The sequence below is a fragment of the Streptomyces sp. NPDC028928 genome (genome assembly GCF_055564915.1).
In genome coordinates this window covers 200,342-217,578 of the sequence record NZ_JBVHVI010000012.1, presented here as the reverse complement: position 1 = coordinate 217,578, position 17,237 = coordinate 200,342, and the positions used below count along the sequence as shown (strand labels likewise).

General features: G+C 71.9%; 16 protein-coding genes and 1 pseudogene. 6 read left to right on the top strand and 11 right to left on the bottom strand.

Features of this window, described 5'->3' with window-relative positions:
- Positions 1–55: 55 nt before the first annotated feature.
- Genes ACZ4U1_RS28005 through ACZ4U1_RS27995 form a run of 3 tightly spaced genes read right to left on the bottom strand, consistent with a single transcriptional unit; the run spans position 56 to position 3,138 of the window.
- Positions 56–1,189: an Mrp/NBP35 family ATP-binding protein gene (locus ACZ4U1_RS28005; RefSeq protein ID WP_401392602.1), complete on the bottom strand. Its 1,134-nt coding sequence runs from the start codon at positions 1,187–1,189 to the stop codon at positions 56–58.
- Positions 1,190–1,232: 43 nt separating this feature from the next.
- Positions 1,233–1,847, bottom strand: a complete 615-nt coding sequence (locus tag ACZ4U1_RS28000) for a DUF1003 domain-containing protein (protein ID WP_467906919.1) — start codon at positions 1,845–1,847, stop codon at positions 1,233–1,235.
- Positions 1,837–3,138, bottom strand: coding sequence for a magnesium transporter MgtE N-terminal domain-containing protein (locus tag ACZ4U1_RS27995; protein ID WP_467906918.1), 1,302 nt, complete (start codon positions 3,136–3,138; stop codon positions 1,837–1,839). The genes ACZ4U1_RS28000 and ACZ4U1_RS27995 overlap by 11 nt, the downstream gene beginning before the upstream one ends.
- A gap of 190 nt (positions 3,139–3,328) precedes the next feature.
- On the opposite strand from ACZ4U1_RS27995, the gene ACZ4U1_RS27990 reads away from it, so the two are divergent.
- Positions 3,329–4,072, top strand: coding sequence for a hypothetical protein (locus ACZ4U1_RS27990; RefSeq protein ID WP_467906917.1), 744 nt, complete (start codon positions 3,329–3,331; stop codon positions 4,070–4,072).
- A 38-nt stretch (positions 4,073–4,110) separates the two neighbouring features.
- Here ACZ4U1_RS27990 and ACZ4U1_RS27985 read toward each other — a convergent pair whose 3' ends face one another.
- On the bottom strand, positions 4,111–4,626 hold the full coding sequence (locus ACZ4U1_RS27985) for a hypothetical protein (protein ID WP_467906916.1): 516 nt from the start codon (positions 4,624–4,626) through the stop codon (positions 4,111–4,113).
- 33 nt (positions 4,627–4,659) lie between these two features.
- Positions 4,660–5,784 carry a magnesium and cobalt transport protein CorA gene (locus tag ACZ4U1_RS27980; protein WP_467906915.1) on the bottom strand — a complete coding sequence of 375 codons (1,125 nt, stop codon included), beginning with the start codon at positions 5,782–5,784 and terminating at the stop codon, positions 4,660–4,662.
- A gap of 457 nt (positions 5,785–6,241) precedes the next feature.
- Here ACZ4U1_RS27980 and ACZ4U1_RS27975 point away from each other — a divergent pair, with 457 nt between their 5' ends.
- Positions 6,242–6,826 carry a suppressor of fused domain protein gene (locus ACZ4U1_RS27975; protein ID WP_467906914.1) on the top strand — a complete coding sequence of 195 codons (585 nt, stop codon included), beginning with the start codon at positions 6,242–6,244 and terminating at the stop codon, positions 6,824–6,826.
- A gap of 42 nt (positions 6,827–6,868) precedes the next feature.
- On the opposite strand, the gene ACZ4U1_RS27970 is transcribed toward ACZ4U1_RS27975, so the two are convergent.
- Positions 6,869–7,054, bottom strand: a complete 186-nt coding sequence (locus tag ACZ4U1_RS27970) for a hypothetical protein (protein WP_467907050.1) — start codon at positions 7,052–7,054, stop codon at positions 6,869–6,871.
- Between the two features lie 134 nt (positions 7,055–7,188).
- Between ACZ4U1_RS27970 and ACZ4U1_RS27965 the strand changes: the two genes are divergently transcribed.
- The 3 genes from ACZ4U1_RS27965 (at position 7,189) to ACZ4U1_RS27955 (ending at position 9,577) form a co-directional block, all read left to right on the top strand.
- Positions 7,189–7,830 carry a DUF6758 family protein gene (locus ACZ4U1_RS27965; RefSeq protein WP_467906913.1) on the top strand — a complete coding sequence of 214 codons (642 nt, stop codon included), beginning with the start codon at positions 7,189–7,191 and terminating at the stop codon, positions 7,828–7,830.
- 187 nt (positions 7,831–8,017) lie between these two features.
- Positions 8,018–8,875 carry a PHP domain-containing protein gene (locus tag ACZ4U1_RS27960; RefSeq protein WP_467906912.1) on the top strand — a complete coding sequence of 286 codons (858 nt, stop codon included), beginning with the start codon at positions 8,018–8,020 and terminating at the stop codon, positions 8,873–8,875.
- 96 nt (positions 8,876–8,971) lie between these two features.
- Positions 8,972–9,577 carry a MarC family protein gene (locus ACZ4U1_RS27955; RefSeq protein WP_014674825.1) on the top strand — a complete coding sequence of 202 codons (606 nt, stop codon included), beginning with the start codon at positions 8,972–8,974 and terminating at the stop codon, positions 9,575–9,577.
- 6 nt (positions 9,578–9,583) lie between these two features.
- On the opposite strand, the gene ACZ4U1_RS27950 is transcribed toward ACZ4U1_RS27955, so the two are convergent.
- The 3 genes from ACZ4U1_RS27950 to ACZ4U1_RS27940 form a co-directional block, all read right to left on the bottom strand.
- Positions 9,584–13,441, bottom strand: a complete 3,858-nt coding sequence (locus tag ACZ4U1_RS27950; RefSeq protein ID WP_467906911.1) for a tetratricopeptide repeat protein — start codon at positions 13,439–13,441, stop codon at positions 9,584–9,586.
- A gap of 158 nt (positions 13,442–13,599) precedes the next feature.
- The gene (locus ACZ4U1_RS27945; protein ID WP_467906910.1) at positions 13,600–14,085 is read right to left on the bottom strand and encodes a hypothetical protein; all 486 of its coding nucleotides are present in this window, start codon (positions 14,083–14,085) and stop codon (positions 13,600–13,602) included.
- A gap of 161 nt (positions 14,086–14,246) precedes the next feature.
- Entirely contained in the window at positions 14,247–14,399 is a 153-nt protein-coding gene (locus ACZ4U1_RS27940; protein ID WP_467906909.1) for a hypothetical protein, read from the bottom strand.
- 207 nt (positions 14,400–14,606) lie between these two features.
- On the opposite strand from ACZ4U1_RS27940, the gene ACZ4U1_RS27935 reads away from it, so the two are divergent.
- Positions 14,607–15,512 (top strand): NYN domain-containing protein, encoded by a 906-nt coding sequence (locus tag ACZ4U1_RS27935; RefSeq protein WP_467907042.1) that lies wholly within the window; start codon positions 14,607–14,609, stop codon positions 15,510–15,512.
- On the opposite strand, the gene ACZ4U1_RS27930 is transcribed toward ACZ4U1_RS27935, so the two are convergent.
- Positions 15,509–16,390, bottom strand: coding sequence for an alpha/beta fold hydrolase (locus ACZ4U1_RS27930; RefSeq protein ID WP_467906908.1), 882 nt, complete (start codon positions 16,388–16,390; stop codon positions 15,509–15,511). The genes ACZ4U1_RS27935 and ACZ4U1_RS27930 overlap by 4 nt on opposite strands.
- Before the next feature lie 169 nt (positions 16,391–16,559).
- A pseudogene (locus ACZ4U1_RS27925) lies at positions 16,560–17,237 on the bottom strand (DEAD/DEAH box helicase); the annotation flags it as partial.

Here is a 17,237-nt window from a genome sequence, read left to right as displayed (position 1 = left end):
GGACGGCGAAGGGCGCCGTCCTCCGAAGAAGACGGCGCCCCTCGCCGGAAAGACCTCAGAACTTGTTCTTCGGCGTGATCCCCAGCGACAGCCCCGACAGCCCCCGCTGCCGTCCGCCCAGCTTGCCGGCGATCGCGCGCAGTGCGGAGCCCGCCGGGGAGTCCGGGTCGGTGAGGACCACCGGCTTGCCCTCGTCGCCGCCCTCGCGGAGGCGGACGTCGATCGGGATGTTGCCGAGGACGGGAACGGACGTGCCCGTGGTGCGGGTGAGGCCGTCGGCGACCAGCTGACCGCCGCCCGTGCCGAAGACGTCGACCATCTCGCCGCAGTGCGGGCAGGGCAGGCCGGACATGTTCTCGACCACGCCGACGATCTTCTGGTGGGTCTGGACCGCGATGGACCCGGCGCGCTCGGCGACCTCGGCCGCCGCCTGCTGCGGGGTCGTCACGACCAGGATCTCGGCGTTGGGGACCAGCTGGGCCACGGAGATCGCGATGTCGCCGGTGCCGGGCGGGAGGTCCAGCAGGAGGACGTCGAGGTCGCCCCAGTAGACGTCGGCGAGGAACTGCTGGAGCGCGCGGTGCAGCATCGGGCCGCGCCAGACGACCGGCGCGTTGCCCGGGGTGAACATGCCGATGGAGATGACCTTCACGCCGTTCGCGGACGGCGGCATGATCATGTTCTCGACCTGGGTGGGCCGGCCGTCGGCGCCCAGCATGCGCGGCACGCTGTGGCCGTAGATGTCGGCGTCCACGACACCGACCTTCAGACCGTCGGCGGCCATCGCCGCCGCCAGGTTCACCGTCACCGAGGACTTGCCGACGCCGCCCTTGCCGGAGGCGACCGCGTAGACCCGGGTGAGGTTGCCCGGCTTGGCGAAGGGCACCTCGCGCTCGGCCTGGCCGCCGCGCAGGGCCGCCGCCAGCTCCTTGCGCTGCTCGTCGCTCATCACGTCCAGGGTGACGTCGACGCGGGTGACGCCCTCGACCCGGGAGACCGCCTCGGTGACGCGCTGGGTGATGGTGTCGCGCATCGGGCAGCCGGACACCGTCAGGTACACGGTGACCGCGACCGCTCCGTCCGCGCCGATCTCCACCGATTTGACCATCCCGAGTTCGGTGATCGGGCGGTTGATCTCGGGGTCGTTCACCGTCGCCAGTGCCTCGCGCACCGCGTCTTCCGTAGCCATAAGGACGATGGTACGGCGCGCCGAGGGGCGTCCGGGATGCCCCTCAGCGGTCGTCTGTGTCACGTCCCGGCGGGCGTTCTGCCCGTTCCGCCGGGAATACGACGTGCCCGGGGTGCCCGTCGTGGCGGCGGCGCTCCTCCAGCTCCTTGACCAGGTCCTGCAGCTCCGAGCGGATCCAGTCGCGGGTGGCCACCTCGCCCAGACCCGTGCGCAGCGCGGCGACCTCCCGGGTCAGGTACTCGGTGTCGGCGATGGACCGCTCGTTCTGCTTGCGGTCCTGCTCCAGGTTGACCCGGTCGCGGTCGTCCTGCCTGTTCTGCGCGAGCAGGATCAGCGGGGCCGCGTAGGACGCCTGCAGGGACAGCATCAGGGTGAGGAAGATGAAGGGGTACTCGTCGAAGCGCAGGTGGCGGGGCGCGGCGACGTTCCACAGCACCCACATGATGATGACGACCGTCATCCAGACGATGAAGCGTCCCGTCCCCAGGAACCGGGCGATCTTCTCCGACAGCCGGCCGAAGGCCTCCGGGTCCCACTCCGGCAGGAACCGGCGGCGCGGCGGGCGCGGCTGGTCCAGCCGCAGCGCCCGGGGGCGGCCGGCGGCCGTGGCACCCGCCGGATGACGCTCGCGGGTCGCGGTCTCACGCTCAGGAGCCATGCGTGGCCGCCCCCTCTCCTTGGTCGAGCCCGTCTTCCAGGTGGAACTCCGTCTCCCGCCAGTCCTCGGGCAGCATGTGGTCCAGTACGTCGTCCACGGTCACCGCGCCGAGCAGCGACCCGGACTCGTCCACCACGGGCGCCGCCACCATGTCGTACGCGGCGAAGAACCCGGCGACGACCGGGAGCGCGGCGTCCGGCGCCAGGGTCTGGAGGTCGTCGTCCACGAGCGAGCTGACCAGCGTGTACGGCGGGTCGCGCAGCAGCCGCTGGAAGTGGACGGTGCCCAGGTACTTGCCGGTCGGGGTCTCGTCGGGCGGGCGGCAGACGTAGACCTGGGCGGCGAGTGCGGGGGACAGGTCCGGGTTGCGGACCCGGGCGAGCGCGTCGGCGACGGTGGCGTCGGGCCGCAGCACGATCGGCTCCGTCGTCATCAGACCGCCGGCGGTGTGCTCCTCGTACGACATCAGACGGCGCATGTCGGCCGCGTCGGCGGGCTGCATCAGGCTCAGCAGCCGCTCCTTGTCCTCCTCGGGGAGTTCGGCGAGCAGGTCGGCGGCGTCGTCCGGGTCCATCGCCTCCAGCACGTCCGCCGCGCGCTCCTCCTTCAGCTTGCCGAGGATCTCGATCTGGTCGTCCTCCGGCAGCTCCTCCAGTACGTCGGCGAGCCGGTCGTCGTCCAGGGCGGCGGCCACCTCCGCCCGCCGCTTCGCGGAGAGGTGGTGCAGGACGTTGGCGAGGTCGGCGGGGCGCAGCTGTTCGAAGGTGGCGAGCAGGCTCTCGGCGCCCTGGCCGTGCTCCTCCAGGGAGAACCCGGTGACGGCCGACCACTCGGCGGTCAGCGTCTCGCCCTTCGCCCGCCGGAAGGCGCTCCCCTTCCTGCCCTTGCGGACGAAGACGCGGTCGACCTCCCAGTCCCGGCGGGCGGGCAGCTGCTGCACGGACACGTCGAGGACGGTGACCTCCTCACCGGTCTCCACCAGCGTCACGCGCCGGTCCAGCAGCTCGCCGAAGACCAGCCGCTCGGTGGGCCGCTGCTCGAAGCGCCGGACGTTGACCACGCCGGTGGTGATGACCTGGCCGGACTCGATGCCCGTGACCCGGGTCATGGGCAGGAAGATACGACGCCGGGTGGACAGTTCGACGACCAGCCCGAGGACGCGCGGGGGCTTGCGGCCCACACGCAGCATGACGACCAGATCGCGTACGCGGCCCACCTGGTCGCCGGCCGGATCGAAGACGGGAACCCCGGCGAGGTGCGAGACGAAGATCCGGGGGGCGCCGGCTGCCATGACTGTGCTTCCTTTGCGTGGGGATCGTGTGAGTTGCTCAGATATGCCCGCTCGGGTGCGCTTCAGGCTAGCCCGTCCTGTTCGGATACGCCCTGGTGGGCGGTCCGGACGGACTGGCTCCGCCGGGCGGGCAGGGCACCGGTACCCTGCGGTACGCCGCTCAGGAACCGTCAGAAAGGCGACCCCACCTGTGACTGCGATTCCCCAGGGCCGTAGCCGCCGGACCGTGCTGGTGACCGCGAGCTGCGCGCTGGCCGTGACGGGAGCGATGGTGCTGTCGGGGTGCGGCGGCGACGATCCGGACGCGGGGACCAACGGGGTGGGCAAGCTGCCCGCCGCGAAGATCCAGGCGAAGACCCGGGCCGCGGCGGACGCGGCGTCCGCGGTACGGCTGTCCGGGACCGTGGTCACCAGCGGCCGTACGTACCAGCTGGACATGCAGCTCAAGGCCGACGGCGGCACCGGGTCGGTGACCTCGCAGGGGGCGACGTTCAAGCTGCTGCGGGTCGGGCGGGAGCTGTATCTGAAGGCCGACGCGGACTTCTGGAACCACGCCGACGGCAGCGACGGCGCGACCGGCAAGCTGGACGGCAAGTACGTGAAGGTGCCGCAGGGCGACCCCGCGTACAAGAAGTTCAGCGGCTTCACGGACAAGGACGTCCTCCTCGACGGTCTGCTGACGCTGCACGGCACGCTGGCCACGGACGGCCACCACGCCGACCAGGCGGGTACCCGCACGATCCGCATCACCGGCGACGACGGCTCCGGCGGCACGCTGGACGTCTCCCTCCAGGGCACGCCCTACCCCCTCCGCCTGGTCCGCGCCGGCCACGCGGGAACGCTCCGCTTCTCGGACTGGGGCAAGAACTTCACCGTCGAGGAACCGTCCACGTCGGAAACGGTGGACTACGGCAAGCAGCTGCCGACGTCGTAGGACGGCTGTCAGCTGTCAGAGGGTGCGGCCGCGGCCGGTCACTTCCTCTTCCGGCGTTTGAGCAGCAGCTTCGGCAGGCCCGCCGGGACCGGTCTGCGCGTGGTCGCCGGAGTCGTGACCGGGCGTTCCGCCAGGGTGCCGGAGGGCAGCGGTGTCACCGAGCCCGTCGGTACCAGGCGGAGCACCCGGCACTCGCGGGCCCAGCGGGCCGGCATCTGCTCGCCGTCGGGGGCGTTCAGCCGCTTGCCCTTCAGCTCGGCGACGGCCGCCTCCCACTCCTCGGAGCCGGACGCCAGCTCGGACACGGTCACCGGGAACGTCACCAGCCGGCCGCCCTTGTCCTTGCTGCGCACGCTCACCTCGGCGGAGCCGCCGTCGGTCAGCCCCTCCAGCGGCTGCTCACCGGGACCGTCCCCGACCACGCACACCGCGCCCTCGTGCCACACGTGCCACAGCGCACGCGCGGCCGGCGCACCGGCGCCCCTGACCCAGATCAGGCCGGACTTCTTCGAGGCCTCCTCGATGAGGGCCCGGTCGAGCAGCTCGCTTGTCATAGGCCCCAGCCTAACCAGGCCGTACCGGCCCGCTCACAGCCAGCCGTTGCGCTTCAGCGTGCGGTGGATGCCCAGACACAGGACGACCGTGACGCCCATGATCACCGGGTAGCCGTACTTCCAGTGCAGCTCGGGCATGTGGTCGAAGTTCATGCCGTAGACCCCGCACACCATCGTCGGTACGGCGATGATGGCCGCCCACGCGGTGATCTTGCGCATGTCCTCGTTCTGCGCGACGGACGCCTGGGCGAGGTTGGCCTGGAGGATGGAGTTGAGCAGCTCGTCGAAGCCCATGACCTGCTCCTGGACCCGGGCCAGGTGGTCGGCGACGTCCCGGAAGTACTTCTGGATGTCCGGGTCGATCAGCCGCATCGGCCGCTCGCTCAGCAGCTGCATCGGCCGCAGCAGCGGAGCCACCGCGCGCTTGAACTCCAGTACCTCGCGCTTGAGTTGGTAGATCCGTGCCGAGTCCACACCGCGCGAGACCCCGCCCTTGCGGCCGGGCGAGAAGACCTCGGTCTCCACCTCGTCGATGTCGTCCTGGACCGCGTCGGCGACCGCGATGTAGCCGTCCACGACATGGTCGGCGATGGCGTGCAGCACCGCCGAGGGGCCCTTGGCGAGCAGCTCCGGGTCGTCCTGGAGGCGGTGCCGCAGGGCGCGCAGCGAGCCCTGGCCGCCGTGCCGGACGGTGATGAAGAAGTCCCGGCCGGTGAAGCACATGACCTCGCCGGTCTCCACGACCTCGCTGTTGGCGGTGAGCCGGTCGTGCTCGACGTAGTGGATGGTCTTGAAGACGGTGAAGAGGGAGTCGTCGTAGCGCTCCAGCTTCGGGCGCTGGTGGGCCTGGACCGCGTCCTCCACGGCCAGCGGGTGCAGCCCGAACTCGCTCGCGATACCGGCGAATTCGGCCTCGGTCGGCTCGTGCAGCCCGATCCACACGAAGCCGCCGTCGCGGCGGACCAGCCGCATCGCCTCGTGCGGGGTGAGCGGCCCCGTGCTCTGCACGCGGGCGCCGTCGCGGTAGACGGCGCAGTCGACGACGGCCGAGGGCGTGCCGGGGGCGCGCGTGGTGTCGTAGGACGGGCTCGTGTCCTTGCGCAGCGAGACACGGGACGACGGGCGGACCACGGCGCGCAGGTCGCGGATCATCGACATGGGCAGGCTCCTTCGCGGGCGGGCAGCGAATGCGCGCGGCAACGGGTGGAACTACCCGGAATGGGGACGTCCTGTGTGCGTACGTCTGGCACGTCCACAAAGCGGGGAGCACCGCACCGTTGCGGTGGCGACTTCGCTGCTGATGCAGAACTGATTCAGATCAGGCAGATCAGGCAAAGCGAAACGAAGTGCTCTTCCGCACGACGACGCGCAAAGGAAGGCGGCGGCCAGCCGGTAACTACGTCAGCAGCCGGAAGAGCGAGTGGTACTGCACGGTCGACTTCGATCCATGACAGCCCCACCTCCTCCGGCCGGTCCCTCGTAAGGGAGTCTCATCGGCGTCGGGACCCGATAGCGACGCTTCGCGTGCTGCCCCGAACCACCGGCTCAGAGTACCAGCCGCCCGTACTGTCAAGGCGCCGCTTTGCCCGCTACTGACGAGTTCTATGCTCGGCGCATGGCAGATGTTCTTCCTCTGGTCGAGGCCCGGTTGACCACCGCCCTGGGCGAACCGGACGCCCGTGCCGCGGTGACCTTCCTCGGCACGGACCGTATCGAGGTGCTCCGCTTCCAGGAGGGGGACGTCGTCAGGTACGCCACCCTCGGTATGTCGCAGCACCCCATGGCGGATCCCACGGCGATGCTCGCCGACCCGGTCAAGGGCCCCCGCGCCGAACTGGTCCTGTCCGTCCGCGCGGGCCTCGCCGACACCGACAAGGTCCTCCGCCCGCTCGCCGTGCTGGCCGCGACGCCGCAGGTGGAGGGGCTGGTGGTGACCCCGGGCGCCTCGCTGGACGTGGGCGAGCCGCTGTGGCCGGGCGCCCCCTTCACCTCGGTGCTGGTGGGCGAGCCCGGCGGGCTGGTGGAGGACCTGGAGCTGGACGCCCCGATGGACCCCGTACGGTTCCTGCCGCTGCTGCCGATGACGCCGAACGAGGCCGCCTGGAAGCGGGTGCACGGCGCCCAGGCCCTCCAGGAGCGCTGGCTGGCGAACGGGACGGACCTGAGGGATCCGGCCCGCCGGTCCGTCCCGCTGGACTGACGCCCCACGTGACCGATCTCACCAACACAAGGCGGGATCCGGTCAGTTGGCGAAGACGCCGGCCCCGTCCTCGGTGGCGTGCCCCGGCGCCGGCTCCTCCGCCTCATGGGTGAGGGCCTTGCGCCGGACGGCGACCAGCGCTCGCCATCGGGCGCGGGGCGTCCGACACGCCGAGGTGCAGACGACGGTCGCGGCGGAGAACACCGCGCCCGAACGGTACGGCGTCATGTCCGAGCGGCAGGGTCTTCCGGCCTCCCTGCGCGACATAAGTTAGCTCAGCTAATTAATGCATGTCACATCGAGTTTGTCGGACGGGTGATCGTCCTTGACGTGGGCGGGCCGGGGTAGGACCGTGGAGCCCTATGAGGGGCGAACCCAGTTGCCCGAGGTGCGGTGGCCGGGTCAGGGCTCCCGGACTCTTCGCCGATGCGTGGCAGTGCGATGTGCACGGCACGGTGTATCCGTTGCAGCCCGTGATCCCGCCCAGCGTCGAGGCACTCAACGTCGTGGTGCACCGCACACAGGTGCCGGTGTGGATGCCGTGGCCGCTGCCGGTCGGCTGGCTGTTCACCGGTGTGGCCTACGCCGGTGACGACCGCAGTGGCGGCCGGGCGACCGCGGTGGCCTGCTCGGGCCCAGGCCCGCTCGGCGGCCCCGGGGAGATGATCCTGATCGCCGAGGAGCTGGGCGTCGGACTCGGCGCGCGCTACGCCGGCATCGACGGCCCGGACCCGGGGTCGTACATGAACGTCGAGAAGCCGCCGCAGGCCAAGGTGCTGGCCGCGGGCCGCCCGACCCCGCTCTGGCACGTCTACCGCACCCCTGACGACCGCGCCGTCTTCGCCGGCGAGGCGCTCGGGATGTGGGTGTGGGCCGTGATGTGGCCGGAGCAGTCGGGGCTGCTCATGTACGACGAGCTGGTGCTGACCGATCTGCGGGACGCGGGGGCAGAGATAGACCTGGTGCCCTGCGGAGCGTTGTCGCCGCGCCTGCTTCGGCCGTAGCGCCTACCGGGGTGCCGGGTTCTGTTCGTTTCCGGCTGTGGGTAGTGGTGGGCTGGTCGCGCGGTTCCCCGCGCCCCTCACGGGGTTGCAGTAGGGGGCGCTGACGGGTTTCGGGTGTGACAGTGGCGCTTGAAAACACCGCTATCCTTAGGTGTCCCCTTCTTCCGTCGCCCCGCCTGGAGTTCGCGTGCGTATTGATCTGCACTGTCACTCCACGGCGTCCGACGGTACGGACACCCCGGCCGGGCTGGTGCGGAAGGCCGCTGTCGCGGGGCTGGACGTCGTCGCGCTGACCGATCACGACACCACCCGGGGGTACGGCGAGGCGATCGCCGCGTTGCCCGAGGGGCTGACGCTGGTCACCGGTGCGGAGCTGTCGTGCCGGATCGACGGTGTGTCGATGCACCTGCTGGCCTACCTGTTCGACCCCGAGGAGCCCGCTCTGTTCGCCGAGCGCGAGCTGGTGCGGGACGACCGGGTGCCGCGGGCCAAGGGCATGATCGTCAAGCTGAACGCGCTGGGCGTGCCGGTCACCTGGGAGCAGGTCGAGCGGATCGCCGCCGGCGGCTCGGTGGGGCGCCCGCACGTCGCCTCGGCGCTGGTCGAGCTGGGTGTCGTACCGACGGTGAGCGACGCGTTCACCGAGGAGTGGCTGGCCGACGGCGGGCGGGCCTTCGTGGAGAAGCACGAGACCGACCCCTTCGAGGCGATCCGGCTGGTCAAGGCCGCGGGCGGGGTCTGCGTGTTCGCGCACCCGGCCGCCGCCAAGCGCGGCCGTACCGTGCCGGAGTTCCGTATCGCGGAGATGGCCGAGGCCGGTCTGGACGGCATCGAGGTCGACCACATGGACCACGACCTCGACGCCCGCGACCGCCTGCGGGGCCTGGCGAAGGAGCTGGGGCTGCTGGTCACGGGCTCCTCGGACTACCACGGCAGCCGCAAGTCCGTGGCGCTGGGAGCGTACACGACCGACCCCGAGGTGTACGGGGAGATCACCCGGCGGGCGACGGGCGCGTTCCCGGTGCCGGGCACCGGCGGAGCCTGAGGCCCCTAGGGGCCGGCCCGTCACACCACCTCACACCCGCGGTTCGCACCGCCCCACGCCCGTAGTTCCTCTTCCCGCAAGGCCTGTACTTCCCCCATGTTCGACATCGCCGTCTTCGGCTCCCTGTTCCTGACCCTTTTTGTCATCATGGATCCCCCTGGGATCACCCCGATCTTCCTCGCCCTGACCGCCGGACGACCGGCCAAGGTGCAGAGGCGGATGGCCTTCCAGGCCGTCTGCGTGGCGGGCGGGGTCATCGCCGTCTTCGGCGTCCTGGGCCACCAGATCCTCAACTACCTGCACGTCTCCGTGCCCGCGCTGATGATCGCGGGCGGACTGCTGCTCCTGCTGATCGCGCTCGACCTGCTCACCGGCAAGACCGACGAGCCCAAGCAGACCAAGGACGTCAACGTCGCGCTCGTCCCGCTGGGCATGCCGCTGCTGGCGGGGCCCGGTGCGATCGTGTCCGTGATCCTGGCCGTGCAGAAGGCCGACAGCGTGTCCACGCAGCTCTCGGTGTGGTCCGCGATCCTCGCGATCCACGTCGTGCTGTGGCTGGTGATGCGTTACTCGCTGTTGATCATCAGGGTCATCAAGGACGGCGGTGTCGTCCTCGTGACGCGGCTCGCGGGCATGATGCTCTCCGCGATCGCCGTGCAGCAGATCATCAACGGGGTCACTCAGGTGATCCGGGGGAGCTGAGGCTCGTCACGACGGGGGACCATCCCCGCCGTCCGGTTCCGGCGCGGCCTCGTCTGCCCGCGCCTGCCAGTGGGCCAGGTCGTAGCGGATGGCGTCGGTGACCGGGTGCTCCGGTCCGAGCGCTGCCAGCGCCTCGGCCAGCAGCCGCTCCATGGCAGCCCGCGCCCCCGCCGGATCACCTGCATCGCCCAGCAGACACGCGGCGCGGGCCCGGACGTCGAGGACATACGGATCATCGCGGCCCGCCAACTGCCCGAGGTCGTCGGCGAGCCGGGCCAGGAGTTCCGCGGCGGCGGCCGGGTCTCCCGCCTCGCCGTGCCAGTCGGCGAACAGTTCCCTGGTCTCCAGCGTGTCAGGGTGGTCCGGGCCGAGTATCCGGGTCTGAGCGGCCAGCAGCTCGCCCAACGCCGCGCAGGCCTGGCCGGCATCACCGGTCTCTATCGTTGCCGCGGCCAGCTCGTCGCTGACATCGAGCACACGGACATCGTCAGGGCCCAGCACCCGTATCGTGTCGGCGAGCAGCTCCCCCAGCAGACCGGCGGCCCGCCCCGCTTCGCCGGCCTTCCGCAGCCAGTGGGCATGGGCCTGCCGAGTGAGCAGCACGTCGGTGTGATCCCGGCCCAGCACGCGTACCTGGTCCTCGGCCAGCTCGGCGAGCCGGGCCGCTGCCTGCAGCGGATCTCCCAGCTCCCCGACGCACTCGGCGAGCAGCATCCTGACGTCGGCGGTGTCCGGGTGGTCCGGGCCCAGGACACACCGTTGGTCCGCCAGCAGTTCCGTGGCCATGGCGGCTGCTTCGGCCACGTCGGTCTCGCGGACGCAGCGAGCGAGCAGCCGACGGGTGGTCAGGGTGTCGGGGTGGTTCCGGCCCAGCAGGCGCACCTGTCCGTCCAGGGCTGCACGGAACATGGCTGTGGCGCGTTCCCAGTCTTCCGTCTCATGGAGCCAGAAACCCATCAGCACACGGGTGTACAGGGTGTCGCTGTGGCCCGGCCCCAGCATGCGCAGACGGGTCGCCAGCAGACTGCCGGCCTCCGACAGCGCGTCCTCGTGCTCCCCCGACTCCCAGAGCCGGATCGCCAGGGTGGTGCGCGCCTCCGGACCGTCGGGATGGTCCGGGCCCAGCTCCTCCAGCACCTCGGCAAGCTGCGCCCGCGCGTCCGGGTCGCTTGCGGCCCGGGCCAGCCAGAGGGCGAGGAGGCCCCGGGCTTCCTGGGTGCGGGCGTGCTCCGGGCCGAGAAAGCGGGCCACGTCCCGCAGCAGCTGTCGTGCCGACGCCGCCCCTTCCTCGGGGGGAACCGTCAGCGTGTAGTCGACCCGGGCGAGGAAGAGACGGGTTACGAGGGTGTCGGGGTGGCCGTCGCCCAGGGTGCGGCGCTGGGCCTCCAGCAGGTCACTCGCGGCCCGCCTGGCTCCCACGTGGTCCTGGGCCCTGTCCCGCCACAGTGCGAGGCTTCCCCAGAACAGCTGCGTGATCTTGTGGCTGGTGCCCAGCACGCGCACGCAGTCGTCCACCACCTCCCGGAAGGCCGCCGCGGCGGCCGACGGATCACCGGCCGTGCCGCGCCACTCCGCGATGTTCCCCCGCGTGGCGAGCGTGTCGGGGTGGTCGGCGCCCACCAGGAGAACCAGCTCGGGCAGCAGTTCCGCCGCGGCGTCGGCGGCCCTCGACGGATCCCCGGCCTCGGCTTCCCACCGGTTCCGTTGCAGCCGCGCCGTGATCACCGTCGGATGGCCGGGGCCCCGCACCCGGATCAGGTCTGCCAGCAGCTCGTCGAAGAGCGCGACGGCTTCGGCGGTCCGCCCGGCCTTGCCCAGTACGGCGGCCAGAGCGCCTCGCAGGTCGTAGGCATGCGGATGCTCCGGCCCCAGGGCCGCCACCACATCGTCCAGCACCTCCGTCAGAACGCGTTCGGCGCCGGCCAGGTCTCCGCTCGCGAATCTCCAGTTCACCAGGTCTGCACGCGCACTGAAAACCTGGGGGTGATCGTGGCCCAGGATCCGGATCTCCTCCGCGAGCAGTGCGGCCATGGCCTCGCCGCCGCCCTCGGTGTCCCCGGCCGCCCACCGGAGCCGCAGGAGGGCGCGTCGCGTGAGAAGCGTCGCGGGATGGTCCGGACCGTGGATCCGCAGCAGGTCCGCCAGCAAGTCGGTGTAGTCCCGTTCGGCTGACGACAGGTCACCGGCACTGCTTCGCCAGAACGCGAGGTTGCCGCGCAGTACGAGAGTGGCCTCGTCCTCAGGGCCCAGCACCCGCACCAGCTCCGACAGGAGTTCGGCGGCGGCCGTCACGGTCACCGCCGGATTCTCGAACGCGCTGTTCCAGCGGAGGAGGTTGACCCGGGCCTTGAGCGTCTGGGGGTGCTCGGGGCCGAGGACGCGATGCCGGTCGCGTACGAGTTCCGCGGCGGCTGTCGCAGCCCCGGACTCGTCGCCCGAATGGCCCTGCCAGTTGAGGTGGTCGCCGCGCAGGGCAAGGGTGTCGACGTGCTCGGGACCGAGCAGGCGGCGGCTCGTCTCCACCAGCTGCCCGAAGCTCTCCCGGGCCGCCTGGACGCGGCCGCTCCTGCCTAGACTCAGGGCCGTCCGGGCCGGCAGGGGATGAGCGCCCGACCGCCACAGCGCGTCACCCGCATGCCGGATCACAGCGTCGGCATTGGCACGCAGGGCCTGAGCGAGAGCAGAGTCCGGCTCTATCTCCGGCCAGGCGGCCATGACGGCGTCGGCGGCGTCGCGTACGAGGTGGGCCCGGTGCCCGGGAGTGAAGGTGTCACGGACGGTGCGTTGGACCAGTTGGTGCACGCGCACCGTGTCGTTCGGGGCGTCGGGGGTGTGCTGGATCAGGTTCAGCCGGTGCAGCACACGGAGCGCGTCGACCGCGTCGTCAGGCGTCACCTCGGGGCGGTCCGGGACCTGTGCCCGCAGGTGGGCGAGGGCCGGGGCACTGGTCAGGACGGCGGCGGGGACGCCGTTGGGGTCCAGCAGGGACAGGAGCTGGACCATCGGTGCGGCCAGGCCGGCCGGGCGCATGCGATCGGCGCGTTCCAAGGAGATCGAGCACGCGGCGGTGAAGGTGTCGGTCTGCTCGTCGGGAAGCTCGCCGTCGTCCGGTAAGGCGTCTGCCAGGGCCCGGGAGCGATCGGCCAGCCGGCGACGGTAGGCGGCGCAGTCGATACCGGCATTGACGAGATAGGCGACGGCCTGTGACAGGGCCAGTGGCATGTCCCCGAGATCGGCGGCCAGGGCCGCCAGCTGCGCGGGCTCTTCCCGGCGGCCGTGCACGGCCAGGGATTCGGTGAGGTAGGCGACGGCTTCCCGCCGGGTGAAGACGCCCACGGTGACGAGTCGGCGCGCCGGGCCGGCCAGCGCGGCGTCACGGCGCCGGGTGGTGACCAGCGTACGGCCGGCCGGACTGGCCGGAGGCCACAGGCCCCGCAGATCGGCGAGATCGATCACGTCGTCCAGCACGATCAGCCAGCGCGGGCCGGGCGTTCCGCCGGTGCCGCGGCCGGGCGCTGCCAAGGGGCTGGTCGCCAGCCAGGACAGGAACAGAGAGGCGGCATGCGGGTCCGCGGGGTCCGCGCCCAGAACGCGGGCCGCGGCCTGGGCGTACGCGTCGAGGATGGCAGGACGGGTTGCGGCCGGCACCCAGACCAGCAGGTCGACACGGCCGTCGGCCAGGGCACGGCGAGCGTGGTCGGCGGCGAGCTGCGTCTTCCCGATCCCGCCCAGCCCGGTGACGACCTGGCAGAGCACGGCTGTGCCCGCCTCGGCGACGGCGGCGTCGAGCTGGTCCGCCTCGGACCGGTGCACGAAACAGTCGGCTTGCCGGGGCGGGTTGCCCACCTGGAAGGGCCAGCTCACGGGGGAGCGCTGCTCCGCGCTGACGTGGAAGGCCAGGTGATCGACGTGCTGGACGGCAACGCCCTGCTGGGTGGCGTGGACGTACGCGCCGCCCGCGAGCCCGGGCGGGGCGCCGGGCGGTGCGGCCGGCTCCGGGGGGCTGAAGAGCGCCGGTCCGGTCAGCCCCGGGGTCCGTCCGGCGTCCCAGGGTGGCCGATGCGAACGCCGCCGTGGACCACGGTGGCGGCGACTGATCCGCCGTCGGCGCGGTTGGTGAGGGAACCCCCGGCGGCGACACCGCCGGCAGCGGCCGACACCCCTCGCGCGTCGCCGTCTCCCGCAGGCACGCCCAGAACCGTCCTCAGCGCTGCCGCGGCGGCCTCGCGTTCGGTCTCGTCCAGGCCCTCGAGGAAGTCCTCGATCCTCGTCCGCCAGCTCGCCGCGAGATCGCTGCGCTCCTGGTCGTCATCGGCTCCCACGGCGTCGTCCAGGGCGGCGGCGGTCCGGTCCAGGCGCTCCAGCACCGTCCGCGTCCGGCCGGGATCGCCTCCGCCCAGCCACGAGGCCAGCCGTTCCCGGAAGCCGCTCCACGCGTCCGTCCCCGCCGCTTGTACGACAGCGGTACCACCCGCCGCCGCCAGTGCCGTCAGGCCCTCCGCCAACACGCTTCCCCCTCGGTCTCGACGGTGGTGGTCCGACGGTAGCCGGTGCAGCGCCGAAGGGGTAGGACGTGCGGCGGGTCCGGGGAACACCGCGGAACACCAGCGCGGCCCCCGTGCGGAACTGGTCCGCGCGGGGGCCGCGAAAGCTTCTGCGCAAGCGCGTGTTATGAGGCCGTGGTCTCGGCCGGGCGGATCCACAGGCGCTGTCCGATGGCGGCGGCCTGCTGAACGATCCGGTTGACGGAGGCGGCGTCCACGACGGTGCTGTCCACGGCGGTGCCGTCGATCTCGTCGAGTCGCATGATTTCGAAGCGCATGGGCTTCTCCCTTCGTCTGGTCATCCTCCTGCGGAGAACTACTTGGTGTGACGTCCGGTGTATCCGGTGTCGTACAGACTCAACATGCCTCGTGTTACAAACATTCCCTACGCTAAAGAAATTTTTCGAACGACTAATTACTGACCGGTAAGCCGCCCTGGCGGACCCAGTGGGACCAGTTGTGTTCGCACTGTGACCACCGGGACAATGGAGGCGATGAACGACGACCTGGCCGCCCTCGGCGCCCGTATCGACCGCACGAACGAGCTGCTGGAACGCATGCTCGCCGAGGTGGCCAAGACACCCTCGACCCACGCGATCTTCGTCGATGCGGGCTATCTGTACGCGGCGGCCGGCCGGCTGGTCGCCGGAACCGAGGACCGCCGCGCCTTCGACCTCGACGCCGAGGGCCTGATCGACGCACTGATCGACAAGGCCCGCACGATCTTCGCGGACAGCCGGCTGCTGCGCGTGTACTGGTACGACGGCGCCCGGCGCCGCATCCACACCGCCGAGCAGCAGGTCATCGCCGAACTCCCCGACGTCAAGGTCCGCCTCGGCAACCTCAACGCCAACAACCAGCAGAAGGGCGTCGACTCGCTGATCCGCACCGACCTGGAGTCACTGGCCCGGCACCGCGCGATCAGCGACGCTGCCCTCCTCGGCGGCGACGAGGACCTGGTCTCGGCGGTCGAGGCGGCCCAGGGCTACGGCGCCCGCGTCCACCTCTGGGGCATCGAGGCACCCGAGGGCCGCAACCAGGCCGAGCCGCTGCTCTGGGAGGTCGACAGCCAGCGCACCTTCGACCTGGAGTTCTTCAAGCCGTACGTCTCCCGGCGCACGGCCGCCGCCTACGACACGGCCGGCGGCAACCGCCCCACCCGCGAGGACGTCCGCTTCGTCGGCGCCCAGATCGCGGCGCGCTGGCTCGCCTCCCGGGGCCGCGAAGCGCTGGTCGAACTCTTCCCCGGCCACCCCTACCTGCCCGGCTCCGTCGACCAGGACCTGCTGGTCGAGGCCGAGGAACTGCTCCAGTACTCCCTGCGCGGCCAGGCCGACCTGCGGCGGGCGCTGCGGGACGGGTTCTGGCAGCATCTGCAGGCGCAGTACTAGGCCCGCCCGGCCGCGTCGTCCCAGAAATCGGCGAGGGCGCGGGCCGTCTCCGCAGGGCGGTCGGTGTTGGGTGAGTGCCCGGCGCCCTCGATGACCGTCCGGCGCGCCTTCAGCCGTACGGCCATCTCGTCGAGCAGCGGCAGCGGCCAGGTGTCGTCCAGCGCGCCCGACAGCACGTGGAACGGCAGCGGCACGGCCGCCAGTTCGGCGACCCGGTCCGGTTCCGCGCACAACTGGCGGCCCGTTGCGAGGAGTTGGGCGGGCTTGGTGCCCAGCCAGCGGCGCCGCAGGTCCTGCCGGTCGTCCAGCCCGGCGTCGAGCGCGGGCGTGTCCGTATCCTCCGGCGGCTCCATCGCCTGGATCGCCTCCCACACCTCCGCCATGGTCAGCACGGCGAGCGCGTCCCGGAGCAGCTTCACGCGCTCCTGCTGGGGCGTCGAGATCTGCGCCGGTCCGGAGGACATCAGGGTGAACGACAGGAAGGGCGTGTGGTCGAGCAGGACGGCCGCGCGCGCGATCTGTCCGCCGAGGGAGTGCCCCAGCAGGTGCACCGGGCCGCCGATCGCCTCCGCCTGCGCGAGCACGTCCCGCGCCAACTCCTCCTGCGCGTAGGCCGACTCGTCCGTCGCGGGGCCGTCCGACTCGAACTGGCCCCGCCCGTCCACGGCGACGGTCCGGTATCCGCGCTCGGCGAGCGGCACGTGCAGCGGGTTGAAGTCCTCCTTGCTCCCGGTGAACCCCGGCAGCAGCAGCGCGACACCCTGGGGCTCCACACCGGCGGCCACCGGAGCGTCCACCACGGCGAATTCACCGCGCGCCGTTCGAAGCGGGTACGCACGGGCGCCGGGAGGCGGGACGAAGGTGGGGGGCCTGCTCATGGGGAGAGGTTATCGGGAGGGGGTGGGGACGGGGGTGGGGGGTGAGGGCTGGTGGAGCGTGCCGGGTACGGGGCCTGTGCCGGAAAGGCCGATGGCCGGGTCCACTGTCGTGAACCCGGCCATCGGACCGGAACTGACGTCCTGCCGCCGCCGCGCGTGCGGCGCCGGGTCAGGCCTCGGGGGCCTCTACGGCCGCCGTGGCCTTGCGGGTCCGGCGCGGCTTGGGCGTCGTCGTCTCGGCGCTCTCACCGGCCGCCTCGGCAGCGGACGCCGCGGTCTTGCGGGTCCGGCGCCGCGGCTTGACCTCCGGCTCCTCGGTGGACTGCGCCGGAATCTCCGGAGCAGCCGCCTCGGCAACGGCCTTGCGGGTCCGTCGCGCCTTGGGAGCGGCGACCGCTTCGCCGTCGACGGCGTCCACGACGGCAGCGGCGGTCTTGCGGGTGCGGCGCGGCTTGGCCTCGGCTTCGGCCTCGGGCGCTTCCGGTGCGGTCGCGGCGGTCTTGCGGGTGCGTCGGGGCTTGGTTTCGGCCTCGGCTTCGGCCGCTTCCGGTGCGGCCGTGGTGGCCTTGCGGGTGCGGCGGGGCTTGGCTTCCGTGCCTTCCGCGGTGTCCACGGCGGCCTCGGCGGCAGCGGCGGTCTTGCGGGTGCGGCGCGGCTTGGCCTCGGCTTCGGCCTCGGGCGCTTCCGGCGCGGTCGCGGCGGTCTTGCGGGCGCGTCGGGGCTTGGTTTCGGCCTCGGCCTCGGCCGCCTCCGGTGCGGCCGTGGTGGCCTTGCGGGTGCGGCGGGGCTTGGCTTCCGTGCCTTCCGCGGTGTCCACGGCGGCCTCGGCGGCAGCGGCGGTCTTGCG